This is a genomic window from Actinopolyspora mzabensis (assembly GCF_900101095.1).
In the GTDB taxonomy this organism is placed as follows: Bacteria; Actinomycetota; Actinomycetes; order Mycobacteriales; family Pseudonocardiaceae; genus Actinopolyspora; species Actinopolyspora mzabensis.
This window is the reverse complement of the sequence record NZ_FNFM01000004.1, coordinates 362,246-380,247: the sequence shown is the minus strand read 5'-3', so window position 1 is coordinate 380,247 and position 18,002 is coordinate 362,246. Positions and strand designations below refer to the sequence as shown.

Below are 18,002 nucleotides of genomic sequence, written 5' to 3'. Positions count from 1 at the left end.
TGGCGAGCCGGGAGGACACTCGGACGAACTCAGCCGTTCGATCCCGGAACATCGGAACGGCACCCGGAAGGCCGCGTGTTCCACCGGTACCGACGCTATCGGCTTCCTTCCGGTCCCCGTGGCGTACCTTTTCGACCGGCTCGACGACGAGGAGCACATGACGAACGAGCGCATCGAGACCACGCGGGGACGGATGCGCAGACTGAACGTCGCGACGATGGTCGTGGCCATCGCTCCGGTCGGCGCACTGCTGGTGGTGCTCGACTCCCGCACGTGGTGGGAGACCACCGTCCTGAGCCTGGGCGTCGCCGCGGCACTGGTGGCCGTCGCGCGATGGACGCCGACCGGCATCTCGCGGGTCGTGCTGCCCTGTCTGCTCGTCACCTCGGCGGTGTGGCTCGCCGGAGTACTGGTGATGAACGGCGATACGGCGTTCTACGGTGTCACGATCGTAGGAGCCGTCTACGCTCCGAAGCTGCCCCGGTATCGTGGCGTGAGCGCCGTGGCGTTGACCGCCTTCGTCGCCGCGACGGGTGCGGCGCGGCTGCTGGTGTCACAACAGAGCGTCCCCGACGTGCTGTTCGCCAACGTCCTCATCCCGGTGGGGACCACTGTGGTGGTGACCGCGGGCATGTTCGCGGGCCAGTGGTACTACGACGTTCTGGAGGAGTTGGCGGAGTCCCGCGAGCGGGAAGCGGAACTGGCCGTCGCCAGGGAACGCGTGCGGTTCGCCGGTGATCTGCACGACATTCAGGGGCACACCCTGCACGTGGTCAAGTTGAAGATCGCGCTGGCCCAGAAGCTGGTGCGTGCCGACGCCGACCGCGTCGAGGGGGAGCTCCGGGAAATCAGCGCCCTGATCACCGACACCATCACCAGGACCAGGGAGCTCGTGTACGCGCAGCGGCGACTCAACCTCGCCGCGGAGCTGGAGAACGCGAAGAACCTTCTGGAAGCCGCGGGCATCGGCGTGCTCGTCGACCGGGACGCCGAGCTCGAGGAACGGGACAACGAACTGCTCGGTCAGGTCCTCCGGGAGACGACGACCAACATCCTGCGACACGCCCAGGCGAACCAGGTTCGGATCACGCTCTCGGATTCCGGCATCACCATCGTCAACGACGGTGTCCAGGAAACCTCGCTGCCCGAACTCGGCGGGCTCACCACCCTCCGAGAGCGAGTGGTCGACCACGGAGGCGAGCTGAGGGTGGAGCAACGGGACGGGCGTTTCGTCACCGCCGCGACATTGCCGCACTCACACACCGACACCGCGCGCAGACGAGAGGAGGAAGATCAATGACTACGGTGGTGCTCGCCGATGACGAGGCCCTGCTCCGCAAGGCACTGGCGTCGTTGCTTCCGCTCGAGGGCGAGATCACTGTGCTCGCCGAAGCCGAGGAGGGCGAGGCGGCAGTCCGGACCACGCTGTATCACCGGCCCGATGTGCTCGTCATCGACCTGGAGATGCCGGGTGTGGACGGTCTCGGCGCCGTCTCGTCGATCCGTCACGAGCGATCGGACCAGGTGATTCTCATGCTGACCCGCCACGCCAGGCCCGGAGTGCTCCGCAAAGCGCTGAAGCTCGGGGTGCAGGGCTTCGTCAGCAAGTCCGCGGAACCGGCGCACATCGCCTCGGTCATCGCGACGCTGCACGAGGGCAAGCGCTGGATCGACCCGGAAGTGTCCGCACTCGCCGTCGTCGACGACTGCCCGCTCAGCGACCGTGAGCTGGACGTGTTGCGGGTGACTGGCGAGGGCTACTCGGTCGCCGACATCGCTACCCGGCTCCACCTGGCGGAGGGCACGATACGTAACTACCTCTCCAGCGCGATGCAGAAGACCCAGAGCCGTACCAGACACGAGGCAGCGAGATACGCAAGGGAGCACGACTGGTTGTAGACGCGCGGTCGATGTAGGCACGCAACCCCGGTCGGCACCGGCCGAGCGGCGCCGGGAAATCCGTTCGCGTCGGAGGGCGGTGCCTGGCAGGCTGCGTGATCATGCCCGCCGCGGATGAGAAACCGAGGGTCGGTGACGCGTTCGGCGCTGCTCTTCGGCAGCACCACCAGGGCAGGGCGGCCTTCGAGATCGTCGAGCGCGACGACGGTCTGATCGGCGTGAACGACCTCGCTCCCTACTTCGCCAACCGGGCCGACTGGCCCGCGATCGAGCGGCGTGCCGCACCGGGGATCACCGGCAGGGTGCTCGACCTCGGCTGCGGGGTGGGCAGGCACGCCGTTCCGCTGACCAGCTACGGTTTCGACGTGCTCGGGGGTCGACTCCTCGCCCGGCGCCGTGCACGCGGCACGCGATCGCGGTGCCGCCGCGATGGTCGGGTGCGCCGACGCCCTGCCGGACGGTGTCGGTGCCTTCGACACGATCCTGCTGCTCGGCCAGAACATCGGACTGCCGGGTGGCCGTGAGCAGGCGGCTCGCGTACTCGAAGAGCTCGCCCGGGTGTCCAACCCGGATACGCGGGTGCTCGCGTCCGGCTTCGATCCGCACCACACCGAGGCTTCCGAGCACCTCGACTACCACCGGCACAACCGCGCGCGAGGAAGACTGCCGGGACAACTCCGGATGCGAATCCGGCACGCACGATGGGCGACACCGTTCTTCGACTACCTGCTGTGCTCCGTCGAGGAGCTCACGAGGCTGTCGGAGTTCTCGTCCTGGCGGTTGAGCGAGGTGGACCACGAGGAAACGGGACACGGCTACCTCGCCATCCTCGTCCGCCGCTGACCGAACCGTTCACGCGACCCCGCTTTCCGAGATTGACTTCGAGTTCGGTCGAGGTCCTAACCTCGGTTCGATTCCGTTCGGAGGAGCAGCGCATGACCACGAAGATCCGACCACGACTGGATGACCCGACGGTTCGGGAAGCTGCGGAGCGGGCGGTGGAGCGCTTCACCGCCCAGCTGCAGCGGGGCCTGGACACCTACGACACCGAACTCTACGACCGCGACTTCGCGGCGGACGTGCTTTGGGGCACTCCCTACGGGGAGACGCTGGACGACGTCGAGGAACTGCTCGACACGCATCGCGTGCTCATGGCGGCGGAGGCGGCGCCACCCTCGCGGTTCGAGGTCGTGCGGGTCACCGCTCCGGCTCCCGGCGTGGCGATCGCGCACATCCGCCGTCGGGCGCTCGACGAGACGGGGTTCTCCGAGATGGCGCTGTACACCCTGGTCGAACGGGACGGGCGGTGGTGGCTGGCCGCCGCGCAGAACACGCCGATCGTCGAGCCGCACGACTGAGTACCCACCGCGCTCCGGCCGAGGGAACGGACAACCGCCCGGCCACGACCGCTGTGGACCGAACAGCGATTTTCCGAAAGGTTCCCTACCGCTGCCCCAACCCAGGCGAATACCGGTGAACGCGTCGTCGAACACGAATCCGCGGCGACGACGCGTTCCGCCCGGCGAAGCAACATCGGCTCACGGTTCCGGCAACCAGACCAGCCGGAGCTCGCGAGTCATCCCGAACACCTCGCACGCGCTCTCGGCGGAGCCGAAACTTCCCCGCAGCCGCCCCTCCACACCGAACACTTCGGCATGTTCTTCCAAGGCGAGGCCTCACGCGGAGATCTCGGCGTCGCCGCGCTCCCCCCCCCCCATCTCCTCGGCCAGCGCGAACACGCGCGGCGCCTGCTCGCGAACGAAGCTCTCCACCAGCGCGGCGAACTCGGCTTCGTCTCCCATCGGCTCAGCCGGTGCGTGCTCCGCAGCGAGGATCTCGTTGTTGCTCATGACTACCTCCTGACCTGAAAGTTTCCGCCTTGTGCCGGACTCCCTCTCAAGGAGAAGGGTTGTGATATCCAGCACTACTTATAGACTAAACTTAGCTTCTAAGTATCTCTATTGCCTGATCAGGTGTAGTGATATGACACTGCGTGTTCAAACGATACTGTTGGCGAACACTCGTACGTCGTGGACGAAGAGACAGGCACGGAAGAGACCGGAGGTCAGGCGTGGCTTCAAGCCCGACCGTGTGGCGCAGATGGCTGGCCCACGAACTGACGCGTCTGCGCAAAGAGGCCACGCTTGAACGCGGGGATGTGGCGAAGAAGCTGCGCTGCAGCCCCCAGAAGGTCGGCCACATTGAGACAGCCTTCGTGCCACCCAAGGTCCGCGATCTCGAGGAGATCCTGCTCCCGCTGTTCGGTGTGCCTGAGGACCGCTGGCCCTACTATCTTCAAGCCGCCAGGGACGCCCGTAAGAAGGGCTGGTGGGAGAGTTACGAATCCGAAGCCCTCCCCGACTGGTTCTCCCCGTTCGTCGGTCTCGAACAAGGTGCCTCGCAGATACGCATCTATGAGGCCCAACTCATCCCCGGTTTGCTTCAGACACGCGAGTACGCGAGGGCTGTTTCCCAACGGGGCACAGTGGAACGGCACCAGGAACAAATAGACCAGCACGTCGAAGTCCGCATGTCCAGGCAGAAATCGCTCACTCGGGAAGACAAGCCGCTGCGTGTATGGGCAGTGTTGGATGAGGCAGTGCTACGTCGCAGTGTCGGTAGCAGAGAGGTCATGCACGAACAGCTCGTGCATCTGAACTCGATGAGCAAGCGGCCAAAAATCACCGTGCAGGTCATCCCTTTCGAGTACGGCGCTCATCCGGGTATGATTGGTCGCTTCCAGGTCCTGGATTTTCCTTGGGCTGACGACCCGGGCGTCACCTACGTCGAACATCGAGCAGGTGCACTCTACTTGGAGGAACCCGGTGAAATCGAGGCGCACACCGTGGCTTTCGAACATCTCTGTGCTCTTGCCCTGTCTCCGGACGACTCAACCACAATGATCGAATCGGTCGCGAAGGAGTACTCATGATTTCGCTCTCGCAGTCACGACTGACCTGGATCAAGAGCAGTCACAGCGCTGACCAGGGATCCTGCGTGGAAGTGGCGACTGTCCCGGAGGAGATGAGCTGGCGCAAGAGCAGCTACAGCGGAGATCAGGGTTCCTGTGTGGAAGTGGCGACCGTTCCGGAGAAGAGTTGGCGCAAGAGCAGCCGCAGCTCGGACCAGGGCGGCAACTGCGTCGAGGTCGCCTACCCGACCGGCGGCGTGGCGATGCGGGACTCGAAGAATCCGCACGGCGGCGTGCTGGTCTTCGACCGCTCGCACTGGAACAACTTCCTGGACGCCGTGCGGCGGGGGGCGCTGGAGTACAGCTGAGAGCGGGAACCGGTTCTGGTTGGATCGGGGCATGACGACGGAGAACGAACCGGTACTCGAATTCGCCTCCGGCGAGGAGTGGCGGAACTGGTTGGCGAACAACCACGACGACTCCTCGGGGGTGTGGCTGCGCATCGCGAAGAAGAACGCGGCGACGACCTCCGTCTCCTACGCGCGAGCCCTGGACGAGGCGCTGTGCTTCGGCTGGATCGACGCCGTGAAGCGCTCCTTCGACGACAGCTCCTGGTTGCAGCGCTTCACCCCGCGCAAACCTCGGAGCAAGTGGTCGAGGATCAACCGGGACAACGCGGAGCGCCTCATCGAAGCGGGGCGGATGCGCGAGCCCGGACAACGCGAGGTCGAGAAGGCCAAGCAGGACGGCAGGTGGCAGGCGGCCTACGAACCGCAGCGCACGGCCACGGTGCCCGAAGACCTCCGGCGTGAGCTGGACGCCAACCCGACGGCCAGGGAGTTCTTCGACGCCCTCGACAGCCAGAACCGGTACGCGATCCTGCACCGGGTGGCCGACGCCAAACGAGCCGACACCCGCGCTCGCCGAATCTCCCGCTTCGTAGCCATGCTGGCCGAGCACCGCAAGTTGCACTGAGCACCGGGCCGCTCCCACCGCCTCCTCTCGGCTCCGGACTGTCCGGCGCTCAGGCCAGCGAATCGTCGTAGGACGCCGTCAGTGAGCTGTCCGTCGCGTCACCGGTGTTGACCACTCCGCGCGGCTCCATGAGAACCGCGTGCACCTCCCCCTCGGCCACGGGGCAGTGCTCCACCCCGCGAGGAACGACGTACAACTGCCCGGGGCGCAGTCGAACATCGCCGTCCCGCAACTGAATGGTCAGTTCACCGTCGACGACGAGGAAGAGTTCGTCGGTGTCCTCGTGGGTGTGCCAGACGAACTCGCCCTGAACCTTGACCACCTTGATCTCGTAGTCGTTGAGCCGGGCCACCACTTTCGGCGCCCAGTGCTCGGAAACCCGGGAGAGCTTGTCCGCGATGTCAACCGGATGATCAGTCATGCCCCGAGTCTAGTGCGACTCCGTCGACTCGGCCTCCGCGTTCCCGATCGGCGGAACCCCTCGCGAATTCTCGCTCCGCGCGCTCGACATCGGGCGGCCGGATCCCTACTTTCCCGACGCTACGGGTTGCTCTGGAACTACGGCTCGGCGAACACCCCGAACCACACGAACCGGAAAAGTCACGCTCTTCGAAATGGCACCGCGCGGACATTCGTGCAATTGCAGATGCATATTCGAACCTACTGCGCGAAAACCTAACGAAAAACAAAATATCTCCATTTTTCACGTGTTACCAATAAATGACACACCGCGCTCACCCAAACGGGCTATTAAGCATCCCGGGAAACTGTCACTAGAGTGATTACTCATCAGTAGCACGAACTACGGAGCAAGAACCGGAGTCGCGAACCGGTTCTCCTCGCCTCCGTTCCACGAGGGAGGGTTATGCCGAAACTGGCCAACAGTACCGAGTCCACCAGACTGTGGGCCGCGCTCCCCGACAATCTCGCCACCCTGTTGCGGCCCGAGATACCCAGTCTGGCGACCCAGATCCTCACCGAGATCCAACGGCGGATCCCCGAGTACGCCCGCCCGCTGGACCAGCACTACGTACACGCGATACGTCGTGGTATCGAGGAAGCCCTGACCAGGTTCGTCGACCGCATCGCCGAACCGAGCACACCGCTGCGACGCTGCGCAGAGGTGCATCGCGCGCTGGGCAAGGCCGAGATGCGAGAGGGTCGCAGTCTGGACAGCCTGCAGGCCGCCTACCGGATCGGCGCACGGCTGGCGTGGCGGCGGGTGGCGGGCATCGGCGAGCGGATACGGCTTGCACCACGCACCACGCTGTTGCTGGGCGAGGCGATCTTCGCCCACATCGACGAGCTGACCGCCCTGGCGGTGGAAGGCTACGCGGCCGCGCAGGCCCGTGCCGCGGGCACACTGGCCCGCAGGCGCAGGAGGCTGCTGGAGTTGCTGGTCTCGGAGCCACAACCGGCACAGCGCACCATCGAGGAAGCGGCCGTCACCGCGCAGTGGCGGGTGCCGCGGCAGGTAACCGTGGCGGCACTGGAGCGGTACGACGAAACCCGCGCCGGAACCGGCACCCCGTTGGCCCGCTGGAACGCCCTGGTCGATCTGGAGTGCGTCGAACCGCACGTGTTGCTGCCCAGTGACCACGGTGAACCGGACGAGATCGAATGGGATACCGAACTGGCCGGGTGGCGGGTGGTGGTGGGTTCCCCGGTCGCCCTCGACCAAGCGGGCAAGTCGCTGCGCTGGTGCCGTCGGATGATGGGGCTGATCCGCTCCGGCGTGTGGCCGGACCAGCACATCAACCGGTGTCACGAGGACCTGTCGAGCATCCTGCTGCTGCAGGACGAACATCTGATCAAGGAACTCGCCAGGCAGCGGCTGGCACCGCTGAGCGGGCTGCGTCCGAAACAGCGGACGCGGCTGGCCGCCACCCTGCTGAGCTGGCTGCAGACACGCGGTGGCGCCCCCGAGATCGCCCAGCGGCTGCGGGTACACCCGCAGACCGTCCGCTACCGGTTACGGCAGCTGGACGAGTTGTTCGGCGAAGCACTGCACGACCCCGAGTCCCGTTTCGACATGGAGATAGTGCTGCGGGCATCGAACATGCTCTCCGGCGACACCGAGGACTGGCTGGCGGAATGAAGGCTCCCCGCTCGGGGTGACAGGCCCCCGCTAGGCGGAACCTTCCGCCCACTCTCATTCCGGAAGACCCGACGTCGAGTAGGACGCCTACGCCCGTCGGGTTTTCCTCGCTAGAGCACGGTTTCCGGCGGGAGACGGTCCGCCTCGGATCTCGTTTTCTCGCGAAATCGCCGGGACGGTGAGCCCTGTCGCCAGGGGATCACAGCGGCATGGTGCTGTGCTTCTTCGGCGGGGAGTCCTCCCGTTTCGCCTCGAGCATCAGCAACGCGTCGGACACTCGGGCGCGCGTAAGGGAGGGCCGGATCACCGAATCGACGTAACCGCGTTCGGCCGCCACGTAGGGAGTCGTCATGGTGGCCCGATACTCGGCGATCAACTTCGCGCGGACCGAGGCGCGGACGCCGTTGGTCTCGGCTTCGGCCAACTCGGCACGGTGGAGCAGTTCGACCGCACCTTCGGCCCCCATGACCGCGATCTCGGCGGTGGGCCAGGCCAGGTTGACGTCGGCACCGAGATGTTTGGATCCCATCACGGCGTAACCGCCACCGTAGGCCTTCCTGGTCACCACGGTCACCTTCGGAACGGTGGCCTCCGAATAGGCGTAGAGCAGCTTGGCGCCGCGTCGGATTATTCCCCGCTGTTCCTGTTCCCCGCCGGGGAGATAACCGGGTACGTCGACGAACGTGAGCAGGGCGATGTTGAACGCGTCGCAGAAGCGCACGAAGCGTGCGGCCTTCTCGGACGCGTCGATGTCCATGATTCCCGACTGCCGCAGCGGCTGGTTGGCGACCACTCCGACGGTTCGTCCTCGCAGTCGACCGAAACCGCACAGCACGTTCGGGGCGAACGAGGCGTGCACCTCCAGCAGTTCGCCGTCGTCGAGCACCGCAGCCAGCACCCGCCGCATGTCGTAGGACTGGTTGGGTGAGTCGGGCACCACGGTGTCGAGCTCGGCTGCGGAAGCGGCGGGCTCCAGCGCCGGGTACTCCGGTGCCACGGCCAGGTTGTTGGCGGGCAGGAACGCCAGCAGCGTGCGCACCCAGTCGAGCGCGTCGACCTCGTCCGAGGCGACGTAGTGGGCGTTGCCGCTCACGCTGCCGTTGACCTCGGCTCCCCCGAGCTCCTCGGCCGAGATGTTCTCCCCGGTCACCGAACGCACCACGTCGGGGCCGGTGACGAACATGCGCGAGGTCCGGTCGACCATCACGGTGAAGTCGGTCAGCGCGGGCGTGTAGACGGCGCCGCCCGCGCACGGCCCCATGACCACCGATATCTGGGGCACCACTCCCGAGGCTCTCGAGTTGCGCCTGCTCAGCTCCGCGTAGTAGGCGAGCGAGACCACCCCTTCCTGGATTCGCGCCCCGCCGGAATCGTTGATTCCGACGACGGGGCAGCCCGCCTTGGTGGCCATGTCCATGATCTTGAGAACCTTCTCGCCGAATGCCTCCCCCATGCTTCCGCCGTAGGTGGTGAAGTCGTGCGAGAAGAGGCAGATCCGCCTGCCGTCCACCGTGGCGTAGCCGGTCACCACCCCGTCGCCGTAGCAGCGCTCGGCACCCGCGTCGAACGCGGTGGCGCGCTGCAGCGTGAACTCGCCCACCTCGACGAAGGAGTCCTCGTCGACCAGTAGCTCGATTCGTTCCCGCGCGGTGTACTTGCCTTTGGGATGCTGCTTGGCCGCCGCGACCTCGTCGGCTCGGGAAACCGCTTCGCCACGCCGTTGTTCGAGATCGTCGAGGCGTTGGGACGTACCACGGGGTTCGTTGTCCGGCATGGGTCACTCCCTGACTTCACTGCTGTCACCGATGCCGAGCACTCGCCGGAGGTGGTCGGCCATGACGTCGACGTGCGGTGGGTCGATCATCGAGAGGTGGTCTCCGGGTACCCGCACGACTTCCAGGTCCGTGGCGTACTCCTCCCAACCGAGTGAGTCGTCAGCACGCAGGTAGCGGGGATCGAGGGTGGTCGTGGTGCTTTCGGCCTCGGCGGCGCGGTAGAGCACCACCGGCCCCTCGTAGCGACCGGGTTCGTAGCGTTCCGCGATTCTGGCGTCCACATAGGATGTGTACTGGTGCCGCAGCACACCGGCGCCGATACCGAGTTCCTCACCAGCGAGCGCCGCCATGATCCGTTCCAGCTGTTCCTGCTCGTCGAACTCGTCCAGCTCGTCGACCGGAACCGGCAGCGAGACCCCGTAGGTGTGCTCGATGTGTTCGACGAATCGCCGGAAGCGGCGGGTTATCAGTTCCTCGTCCGAGATCCCCTGGGCCGGCAGCGGCAGGATGGAGTCGATGAGTAGGAGCGTTTCCACTTCCTCGCCCCGGTCGGCCAGTTGACGTGCCGTCTCGAAGGCCAGACACCCACCGAAGGACCAACCACCCAGGCGGTAGGGCCCCTCGGGCTGGATCTCGCGGATCAGCTCGATGTAGTGGGCGGCTTTCTCGGGAACGGTCTCGTACCGGTCCAACCGTTCCATGCCGTAGCAGGGCTGCTCTCCGCCGAGCCGTTCGACCAGGGGCTGGTACACGCTGGTGGGACCACCGGCGGGATGGAACAGGAACAGTGGCGTGGCCCGCCCCTCGGTGTGGAGTGTCCGTACCGGCCCGCCCGAGAGTTCGAAGGAATCCCGGAGGAGGTCGGCCATTCGCTCGATCGTGGGCTGCCCGAACAGTGTCGGTACCTCGGTGCCCAGCCGCTCCCGCACCGCCGTGGTGACCTTCTCCGCCAGCGACTCGTCACCGCCGAGCCGGTAGAAGTCCTGGTCGACTCCTACGCTCTCCAGCCCCAGAACCTCGCGCCACAGGTGCGCCAACCAGCGTTCCGTGGCATCGCGCGCACCGATCGAGCGCGGGGCTGCCGGTTCGGGGTTAACCCGCTGGGCGCCGGGGGGATCGATCCCGAGGTCGGTGATCAGCCGGGTCGCCAGTTCGGCGGTGCTGCAGCCCCGCAACAGCATGGCGGGGGCGATACCGACCCCGAACTCGCGTTCGACCGCGTTGCGAGCTCGCATGGCCATCAGCGAGTCGAGTCCGAGCTCGGTCAACGGCCGGTCGGGGTCCACATCGGCCGCGGCCGTGCCGATGATCTCGCCCAGCAGCCGCGTCAGCGTCGAAGTCACCGTGCGCAGTGCTGCTTCCGGGGTGGCAGCGCGGAGCTGTTCGGGGTCGGTACCGACAGCGGCGCGCGGTTGCTCGCCCACCACGTGCCGGAAGAACGGGCGTGCGGACAGTTCCGGGAACATCCGGCCGGCCCGGTTCCCATCGAGCCATGCCACTCCCGTAACCGGTTGTTCGGCCCCCAACAGGGCTTCGAACGCCTCGGTACCGGTGGCGGTGGACAACGGGCGCAGCACCCCGGTGAAGGACTCGCTCGCGCCCCCCGCCTCGCCCCACACCCCCCATTGCACGCTGGTGCCGACGAGCCCTTGTGCGCGGCGCCACCGCACCAGGTCGTCCAGGGCCGCGTTGGCGGTGGCGTAAGCGGCCTGACCCGGTGAACCGAGCAGGGCCGCCGCAGAGGAGAAGGCGACCCACCAGTCCGGTTCGGAGCCGAGGGTGGCCTCGTGCAGCCGTAGGCCGCCCCCGACCTTGGCGTGCCAGACGCGCTCCAGCCCCTGCTCGGTCGACTCGGTGAACGGACCGTCGTCCAGCGTCCCGGCGGCGTGCAGCACCCCGCACAGCGTGAGCCCCCCGTCGGTGGCGGCCGCGACCAGCCGCTCGGCCGTGCCCGCTTCGCCGATGTCGCCGGTGACCACCACGACCTCGGTTCCACCCGCGCGGAGTCGTTCGATGTCGCGCTCGACGTCCGGAGCCGGGTCGCGACGACCGTTGAGCACCACCCGAGCGGCGCCCCGCTCGGCCAGCCAGCGGGCGAAGGTGCGGCCGAGGCCGCCCAACCCACCGGTGATCAGGTAGGACTGCGGCCGCACCGCGGGTGCGGCGACCGGGGGATCGGGCCGCACGCTGTGCAGCCTGGCGACGTGGCGACGTTCTCCGTCGCGACACACGTCGTCCTCGGCGGTCTCGGCGCACAACTCGTCGGCCAGCGCCTCCGCGTCCGCCCCGCCTCCCTCGAGAAGCGAAACACGAAGCCCGGGGTGTTCGAAGGTGAGCACCCGGACCAACGCCCGAAGCTCCGCGTCGGCCGAACTGGTGCTGACCAGCCACAGCCTCGCGGGAGCACCGTCGTGGCTCGCCAGGACCCGCACCAGCCCCGCCAGGCGGAGCAACCGCTCTCGCGCTGCAGAGAAGCGAGCTTCGAGGGTGTCGTGCTCCCCGATGAGAACGATCACTCCCGCGGGGGCACCGGCCGCTTCCAGGAAGCCTTCGGCCTCGTCGAGTTTTCGCGGCAGCCCGCCATCCGGCCACGGGGTGGCACTGGTGACGCGTCGACCACGGTCCCGCAGCCGCTGGGCCAGTTCCGGGGCCGCGCCGAACAGCAGCCAGTCACCGCCACCGCGAGTGGGCTCCGGAAGGTCGGACTCCTCCCAGCACAACCGCAATCCGGCTTCGGCGGGATCACGCGGTACGGGAGTGGCCCCCATGCGGCGTGCGCGGACCAGTCCGATCCGCAGCACCGCACGCTCGTGCTCGTCGGTGACGAACACGGAGCCGGTCACCTCAGGCTCTCCGGGACTCGTGACCAGCCTGGCGTGACAACGAACCCGGGAGGGCACGTGTCGGAACAGCCGCACGTCGCGCAACTCGACCGGAACGAACAGCTCGACTTCCGCGGAGCCGTCGGTACCGATCGCGGCCGCGACGAGCGTCTGCAGACAGCCGTCCGCGATCACCGGATGCACGAGGAACTCCCGGCAGCTTCCCGCCTCGGCGGGCAACGCGAGTTCGGCAACCGCGCCCGCGTCACCGGCCTGTGCTCGCCGCACGGGCCGGAAGGCCGGTCCGTACTCCTGCCCCGCCGCGCGCAGCGCGGGATACAGCCGCACCTGTTCGGTCCCGTTTTCGGAAGCGGTGGGGTCCCACCCGGCGGAGTCACGCTCTGCGGGAGTCTCGGGAGTCGCGCGAATCACTTCGGCGACGGCGTGTCGACGCCAACCGCCGTTCGCGGAACGGCTGTGCACCTCGACGGTCACACCACCGGTGCCGTACTGCTCGGGTTCGTGCGGGGTGACCACCGTGGTAACCGTCAGCTCCGGAGCGAGCACGAGCATGTCGTGCAGTCCGAGCTCGTCGAGCAACAGCCGCTCCGGCTGGAGGTCCAGGGCCCGGGCCGCGGCGGCCAGCGTCATCTCCAGATACCCGGTACCGGCCAGCACTCCGGTGTCGTGCACCCGGTGATCGCCCAGCCAGGGAAGGGAGCCGGTCCCGATCTCGCCCTGCCAGGCGTGCCGCCCGTCCGGGAGCTCCACGTGATGTCCGAGCAACCGATGCTCTCCCCCGGCGGCGTTCGCCCTGCCGGCGGAGATCCAGTACCGCTGGTGCTCCCAGACGGGCAACGGCAACTCGGCGATGTTGCCCGCGGGAACACCGGGCGGTTCGGGTAGTCGTCCGTTGACGTGCAGTCGAACGAGATTCTCGCGGAACGTCGCCGTCTCGTCGGTGTCCCGACGTGAACCGAACACCAGCAGCGGGTCACCCGCACCGGCGTCGACCGCCGACTCCTCGACACCAGCCGTGACTATCGGGTGCGGGGCGATCTCGACGAAGGTGTCGAACCCCTCGGCCACCGCTTCCCGCACGGCGCGGTCCAGCAACACCGGGCGACGCAGGTTCCGCGCCCAGTAGTCGGCGTCGAACGTCGGAGTGACCCCGGATTCGTGTTCGACGGTGCTGTAGACGGGGATCTCCGGGGTGGCCGGGGCGAGATCGGCCAGTTCCTCCCGCAACCTGCCCAGCAGCGGATCGACGGCGGAGGTGTGTCCGGCTCCGGCCACGTCGAGCACCCGGGCCACGCGGTCACGGCGCCGGAAATGCGCGGCCAACAGCTCGATCTCGTCGGCCGGGCCCGCGACCGTGCAGCGACGGGAGGAAGTGTGTACCGCCACGACCGCCCCTGGAAACCAGTCAGTCAGCTCGGCGATTTCGTCGGGCGCTCCCTCCAGGACCGCCATGGCCCCACCGCCCGCGACTTCCATCTCGGCCAACAGCCTGGTACGGGTGTCCATGACCCGCAGTCCCGTACCGTAATCCAGCGCCCCGGCCGCCACGGCGGCGGCCACCTCCCCCATGGAGTGCCCGATGATCGCGCCCGGGCGGGCGCCGTGGGACTTCCACAGTTCAGCCAGTGCGAGCTGGGTACCGAACAGTCCGAGCTGGGTTCGGTACAGCCCGTCGAGTTCGGAGCCCGCCGCGAGCGTCTCGTACAGCGAGAACCCGGTCACGGCGTCGAACTCGGTGTCGTGCCGTCGCAACGACTCCGCTAGGGCGGGCTCGTCCCGCAGCAGTTCGCGGCACATTCCGGGCCACTGTGAACCGTAGCCGGAGAACACCCACACCGGTTCACCCACCCAACCGCCGTGCCCACGCACCACTCCGGCGGCGTTCTCCCCAGCGGCGAGCGCGTCCAACCCCTCCGCGAGCCGGGCGCGGTCCTGCCCGACGACAGCGCCGCGCCGAGCGTGCTGCCTGCGGTGCCGCAGCAGGGTGTGGGCGATGTCGGTGATCGGAGTGTCGGCGTGTCCGCGATCGCGTAGTCGTTCGGCCAACCGCGCCGCCGTCCGTCGCAGGTGGGACTCGGTACTTCCGGACAGGAACAGCGTGTGCGGTCCGGGAACTTCCCGCTCGCTCTCGGGTGGGTCCGGCCAGGACTCCAGCACCACGTGCGCGTTGGTGCCACCGAATCCGAAACCGGAGACACCGGCACGTGCGACGCCGGAGTACTCCGGCCAGGGCCGCTCGTGCCCCACGACCTCCAGACGCGCGCGTTCGAAGGGAATGTGGGGGTTGGGAGTGTGATAGTGCGGTGTGGCCGGTAACCGGCCGTGCCGCATGGCCAGTACCACCTTGATGATCCCGGCGATGCCCGCCGCCGCCTCCAGATGCCCGAGGTTCGCCTTGACCGAACCGAGCAGCAGCGGCCGATCCACCGTGCGATCGGCACCGAACACCGCCCCCAGCGCCCTCGCCTCGATCGGATCCCCCAGCAGGGTTCCCGTGCCGTGGGCCTCCACGTAGTCCAGCACGCCGGGGTCGAGATCGGCGGTGGCGCAGGCCGAACGCAGCAGTCCTTCCTGGGCCGCGGGGTTGGGGGCCATGAGCCCGTTGGAACGGCCGTCGGAGTTCACCGCGGAACCGCGGATCACCGCGTGCACCCGGTCACCGTCCCGATTGGCCTCGGACAGCAGCTTGAGCACGACGAGGCCGCATCCCTCGCCACGGACGATGCCGTCGGCGGCGGCGTCGAAGGGTTTGCAGCGCCCGTCGGCGGCCAGCGCACCGGCACTGTGGAAATTGGCGGTGACCGCTGGGGCCAACAGCAGGTTCACCCCGCCCGCCAGGGCAGTGCGGCTCTCCCCCGCACGCAGGCTGGCGCACGCCTGGTGCAGCGCCACCAGCGAGGAGGAGCAAGCGGTGTCGACAGCGAGGCTGGGACCGCGTAGATCCAGCAGATAGGACAGCCGGTTGGCGATCACGCTCATCGCACCGCCCGTTCCGGTCCACGCGTCGATCGATCCGAGATCCCTCGTGGTCAGCTGGTTGTACTCCGCGGCGGAGACCCCCACGAAAACCCCGGTGTTCGAGCCCCGCAACCGTTCGGGAACCACGCCCGCGTTCTCCAGCGCCTCCCAACTCACCTCGAGCAGCAACCGCTGCTGCGGATCCATGACCTCGGCTTCACGCGGGGAAATCTCGAAGAACCCCGCGTCGAACGCGGCCACGTCCGTCAGATATCCCCCCGAGGTGGGAAGGTCCTCCAGCACTGCCCGCTGCCCGGGCGCGAAGTCCTGCCAACGTCGGTCGGGAACGGTGCCGACCGCATCGGTTCCCGAACGCAGCAGCTCCCAGAACCGTTCCGGGCCGTCGGCTCCCGGGAAACGACACCCGAGTCCGATCACCGCGACCGGTTCGGCAGGCTCGGTTCCGGCAACGGTCGAACCGGCCGAACCGGAACCGGCCAGCGCCTCGGCCAGCCGTTCGATCGTGGGAAACTCCCAGAGCAGCGTCGCGGGAAGTGATCTGCCCAGCAGAGTTTCCAGATCACCCGACAGCGCCACGACGTCCCGAGAGGAGAGCCCGAACTCGTCGAAGGGTCTGTCGGTTTCGATCCGTGCGGGACTCATCCCGGTGCGTTCGGCGATACGGTGCACGAGCCACTCGCCGAGTTCCCACCGATCAGTCATGGGCCTTCTCCGAGCTCAGTTCACCATCGAGGTAACGCCGCCTGCAGTCGCGGCGCGCCACCTTGCCGCTGGACGTGTGGGGGACGGTGTCCGGTTCGAGCAGCAGCAGCTCGTGCAGGCTCACGCCGTGGGCACCGGCGATGTCCTTGCGCAGGGCCACTTCGGTTTCCGAGGGGAACCGTCGTTCGGGTGGGAGCGAGCGGGAGTACTCGGCGGCTATCACCACTCGTTCGGTGCCGTCGACGCTGACGGAGAACGCCGCGGTGTGGTGCTTGCGCACCTCGGACCGCTGTTCCACGGTCTGTTCCAGGTCCTGCGGATAGTGGTTGCGACCGTCCAGAATGATCAGATCCTTGATCCTGCCCGTCACGAACAGCTCACCGTCGTAACGAACCCCGAGATCACCGGTGCGCAGCCAGCCGATTTCCGGTAACTCACCCGGTTCGTGCAACCGAGCTCGGAAAACCTCGGCGGAGGCGGCACCGTCCCAGTTCCAATAGCCCTGCCCGATGTTGGGGCCGTTCACCCAGATCTCCCCCACGGACGCGTCCGGGAGCGGACGATGGGACTGGGGATCGACGATGGCAACCCGCTGCCCGAGCGGGCTGCCACAGGAGACCAACGTGCTCGACGGGGTCCCGTCGTCCGCCGTCACCGCTGTCCCCGTGCCGAGGGCGTCCCGGTCGAACCGAACGCTCCGGGGGACGGTCCCGGCCGGGCTGGTGGCGACGAACACGGTCGCCTCCGCCAGCCCGAACGAACAACGGTGAACCTCCGGCCGCAGGCCACAGGACTCGAACGCCCGGTTGAAGCGCTCCACGGTCCACGGCAGCACGGGCTCGCTGCCATTGATCATCGCGACCACCCGGTCCAACCTCGTCCACGCCTTCTCCCGGTCGGTCACCCTGGCCGCGGTGTAGTCGAAGGCGAAGTTCGGAGCGGCGGTGATGCAGCGCGGGTTCGCCGCGAGCTGGCGCAACCAGCGTCCCGGCTGCTGCAGGAAAGCCGCGGGATCCAGCAGGACGGACTTGATGCCGCCCACCACGGGGGCGGCCACCGAAAGCACCAGCCCCATGTCGTGGAACAGCGGTAGCCAACTGACGGTGGCTCCGCCCTCGACCCGCTCGCCGAAGTAGGCGGACAGGGCCTGTCGCGCGTTGGCGACCACATTGGCGTGGGTGATCCGCACACCGGCGGGTACCCGAGTGGAACCGGAGGTGTACTGCAGGTAGGCGACATCGTCCGGCGCGGCGGGCGGCGAAAGCGGCTCGGCCGACCACTCCTCCTGGAGGGTGTCGACGGCCAGGCACTCCCGCGGCGCGCGGGCCCCGCGCTGCCGGATCACCTCCCGCACCCGGTCGAACGCGTCCTTCGTGGTCAGTACGCACGCCGGTTCGCAGTCGTCGAGTACGGCGTCGAGCCTGCCCTCCTGCCCGGGCATGTCCGGGTGGAACAGCGGTACCGCGACGGCACCGGCCCGAACGGCCCCCAGGAAACCGATGACGTACTCGATTCCCTGCGGAGCCAGGATCGCCACCCGTTCTCCCGGATCGCAACGGTGTGCCGCCCAGGCCGCCACCGCGTGCACACGACGATGCAGCTCGGAGATCGTCAACGAAGTGGTGAGACCGTCCTTGCTCGCCTCGTAGTCGACGAAGGTGATCGCGACGGCATCCGGACGCTCCGCCACGGAGCGGTCCAGATACCCGGTCAGGGTCGTCCCACCGTCGTGCGGCGCCGGTCCCGCGGCCGTAAATTCCATAACACCTTCCCACGCCGGGAGCGAAACACGAATACCGAGAACGAAACGAAAAGCACGA

General features: G+C 67.7%; 14 protein-coding genes. 8 read left to right on the top strand and 6 right to left on the bottom strand.

Annotated features, from left to right (window positions below):
- The first annotated feature begins 157 nt into the window (after positions 1-157).
- The 4 genes from BLR41_RS08815 to BLR41_RS08800 all read left to right on the top strand — a co-directional run bounded on the left by BLR41_RS08815 (position 158) and on the right by BLR41_RS08800 (position 3,257).
- A complete protein-coding gene (locus BLR41_RS08815; protein WP_092627602.1) occupies positions 158-1,300 on the top strand; it encodes a sensor histidine kinase in 1,143 nt (380 codons plus the stop codon).
- On the top strand, positions 1,297-1,899 hold the full coding sequence (locus BLR41_RS08810) for a response regulator transcription factor (protein WP_092627488.1): 603 nt from the start codon (positions 1,297-1,299) through the stop codon (positions 1,897-1,899). Before BLR41_RS08815 ends, BLR41_RS08810 begins: the two co-directional genes overlap by 4 nt.
- Before the next feature lie 429 nt (positions 1,900-2,328).
- Positions 2,329-2,742, top strand: a complete 414-nt coding sequence (locus BLR41_RS08805) for a hypothetical protein (protein ID WP_143013027.1) — start codon at positions 2,329-2,331, stop codon at positions 2,740-2,742.
- Between the two features lie 92 nt (positions 2,743-2,834).
- Positions 2,835-3,257 carry a nuclear transport factor 2 family protein gene (locus BLR41_RS08800; RefSeq protein WP_092627601.1) on the top strand — a complete coding sequence of 141 codons (423 nt, stop codon included), beginning with the start codon at positions 2,835-2,837 and terminating at the stop codon, positions 3,255-3,257.
- 180 nt (positions 3,258-3,437) lie between these two features.
- Here the strand turns inward: BLR41_RS08800 and BLR41_RS23675 are convergent, their stop codons facing one another.
- Complete coding sequence (locus BLR41_RS23675) at positions 3,438-3,566, bottom strand: hypothetical protein (protein ID WP_281240947.1); 129 nt, start codon at positions 3,564-3,566, stop codon at positions 3,438-3,440.
- Positions 3,567-3,575: 9 nt separating this feature from the next.
- Positions 3,576-3,749 carry a hypothetical protein gene (locus tag BLR41_RS22820; protein WP_176797884.1) on the bottom strand — a complete coding sequence of 58 codons (174 nt, stop codon included), beginning with the start codon at positions 3,747-3,749 and terminating at the stop codon, positions 3,576-3,578.
- A gap of 221 nt (positions 3,750-3,970) precedes the next feature.
- On the opposite strand from BLR41_RS22820, the gene BLR41_RS08795 reads away from it, so the two are divergent.
- From BLR41_RS08795 to BLR41_RS08785, 3 genes are read left to right on the top strand one after another with little or no spacing between them, the layout of a single operon-like run.
- Positions 3,971-4,831 carry a helix-turn-helix domain-containing protein gene (locus BLR41_RS08795; RefSeq protein ID WP_218120010.1) on the top strand — a complete coding sequence of 287 codons (861 nt, stop codon included), beginning with the start codon at positions 3,971-3,973 and terminating at the stop codon, positions 4,829-4,831.
- Positions 4,828-5,178: a DUF397 domain-containing protein gene (locus BLR41_RS23465; RefSeq protein WP_092627485.1), complete on the top strand. Its 351-nt coding sequence runs from the start codon at positions 4,828-4,830 to the stop codon at positions 5,176-5,178. Before BLR41_RS08795 ends, BLR41_RS23465 begins: the two co-directional genes overlap by 4 nt.
- 31 nt (positions 5,179-5,209) lie before the next feature.
- On the top strand, positions 5,210-5,785 hold the full coding sequence (locus tag BLR41_RS08785; protein WP_092627484.1) for a YdeI/OmpD-associated family protein: 576 nt from the start codon (positions 5,210-5,212) through the stop codon (positions 5,783-5,785).
- A 49-nt stretch (positions 5,786-5,834) separates the two neighbouring features.
- Here the strand turns inward: BLR41_RS08785 and BLR41_RS08780 are convergent, their stop codons facing one another.
- Positions 5,835-6,206 (bottom strand): cupin domain-containing protein, encoded by a 372-nt coding sequence (locus BLR41_RS08780; protein ID WP_092627483.1) that lies wholly within the window; start codon positions 6,204-6,206, stop codon positions 5,835-5,837.
- A gap of 444 nt (positions 6,207-6,650) precedes the next feature.
- Here BLR41_RS08780 and BLR41_RS08775 point away from each other — a divergent pair, with 444 nt between their 5' ends.
- A complete protein-coding gene (locus BLR41_RS08775; protein WP_092627482.1) occupies positions 6,651-7,883 on the top strand; it encodes a PucR-like N-terminal domain-containing protein in 1,233 nt (410 codons plus the stop codon).
- Between the two features lie 199 nt (positions 7,884-8,082).
- Here the strand turns inward: BLR41_RS08775 and BLR41_RS08770 are convergent, their stop codons facing one another.
- From BLR41_RS08770 to BLR41_RS08760, 3 genes are read right to left on the bottom strand one after another with little or no spacing between them, the layout of a single operon-like run.
- Positions 8,083-9,657, bottom strand: a complete 1,575-nt coding sequence (locus BLR41_RS08770; RefSeq protein WP_092627481.1) for an acyl-CoA carboxylase subunit beta — start codon at positions 9,655-9,657, stop codon at positions 8,083-8,085.
- Between the two features lie 3 nt (positions 9,658-9,660).
- Positions 9,661-16,182, bottom strand: coding sequence for a type I polyketide synthase (locus BLR41_RS08765; protein ID WP_092627480.1), 6,522 nt, complete (start codon positions 16,180-16,182; stop codon positions 9,661-9,663).
- Positions 16,175-17,944 (bottom strand): fatty acyl-AMP ligase, encoded by a 1,770-nt coding sequence (locus BLR41_RS08760; protein WP_092627479.1) that lies wholly within the window; start codon positions 17,942-17,944, stop codon positions 16,175-16,177. Before BLR41_RS08760 ends, BLR41_RS08765 begins: the two co-directional genes overlap by 8 nt.
- Positions 17,945-18,002: the final 58 nt, after the last annotated feature.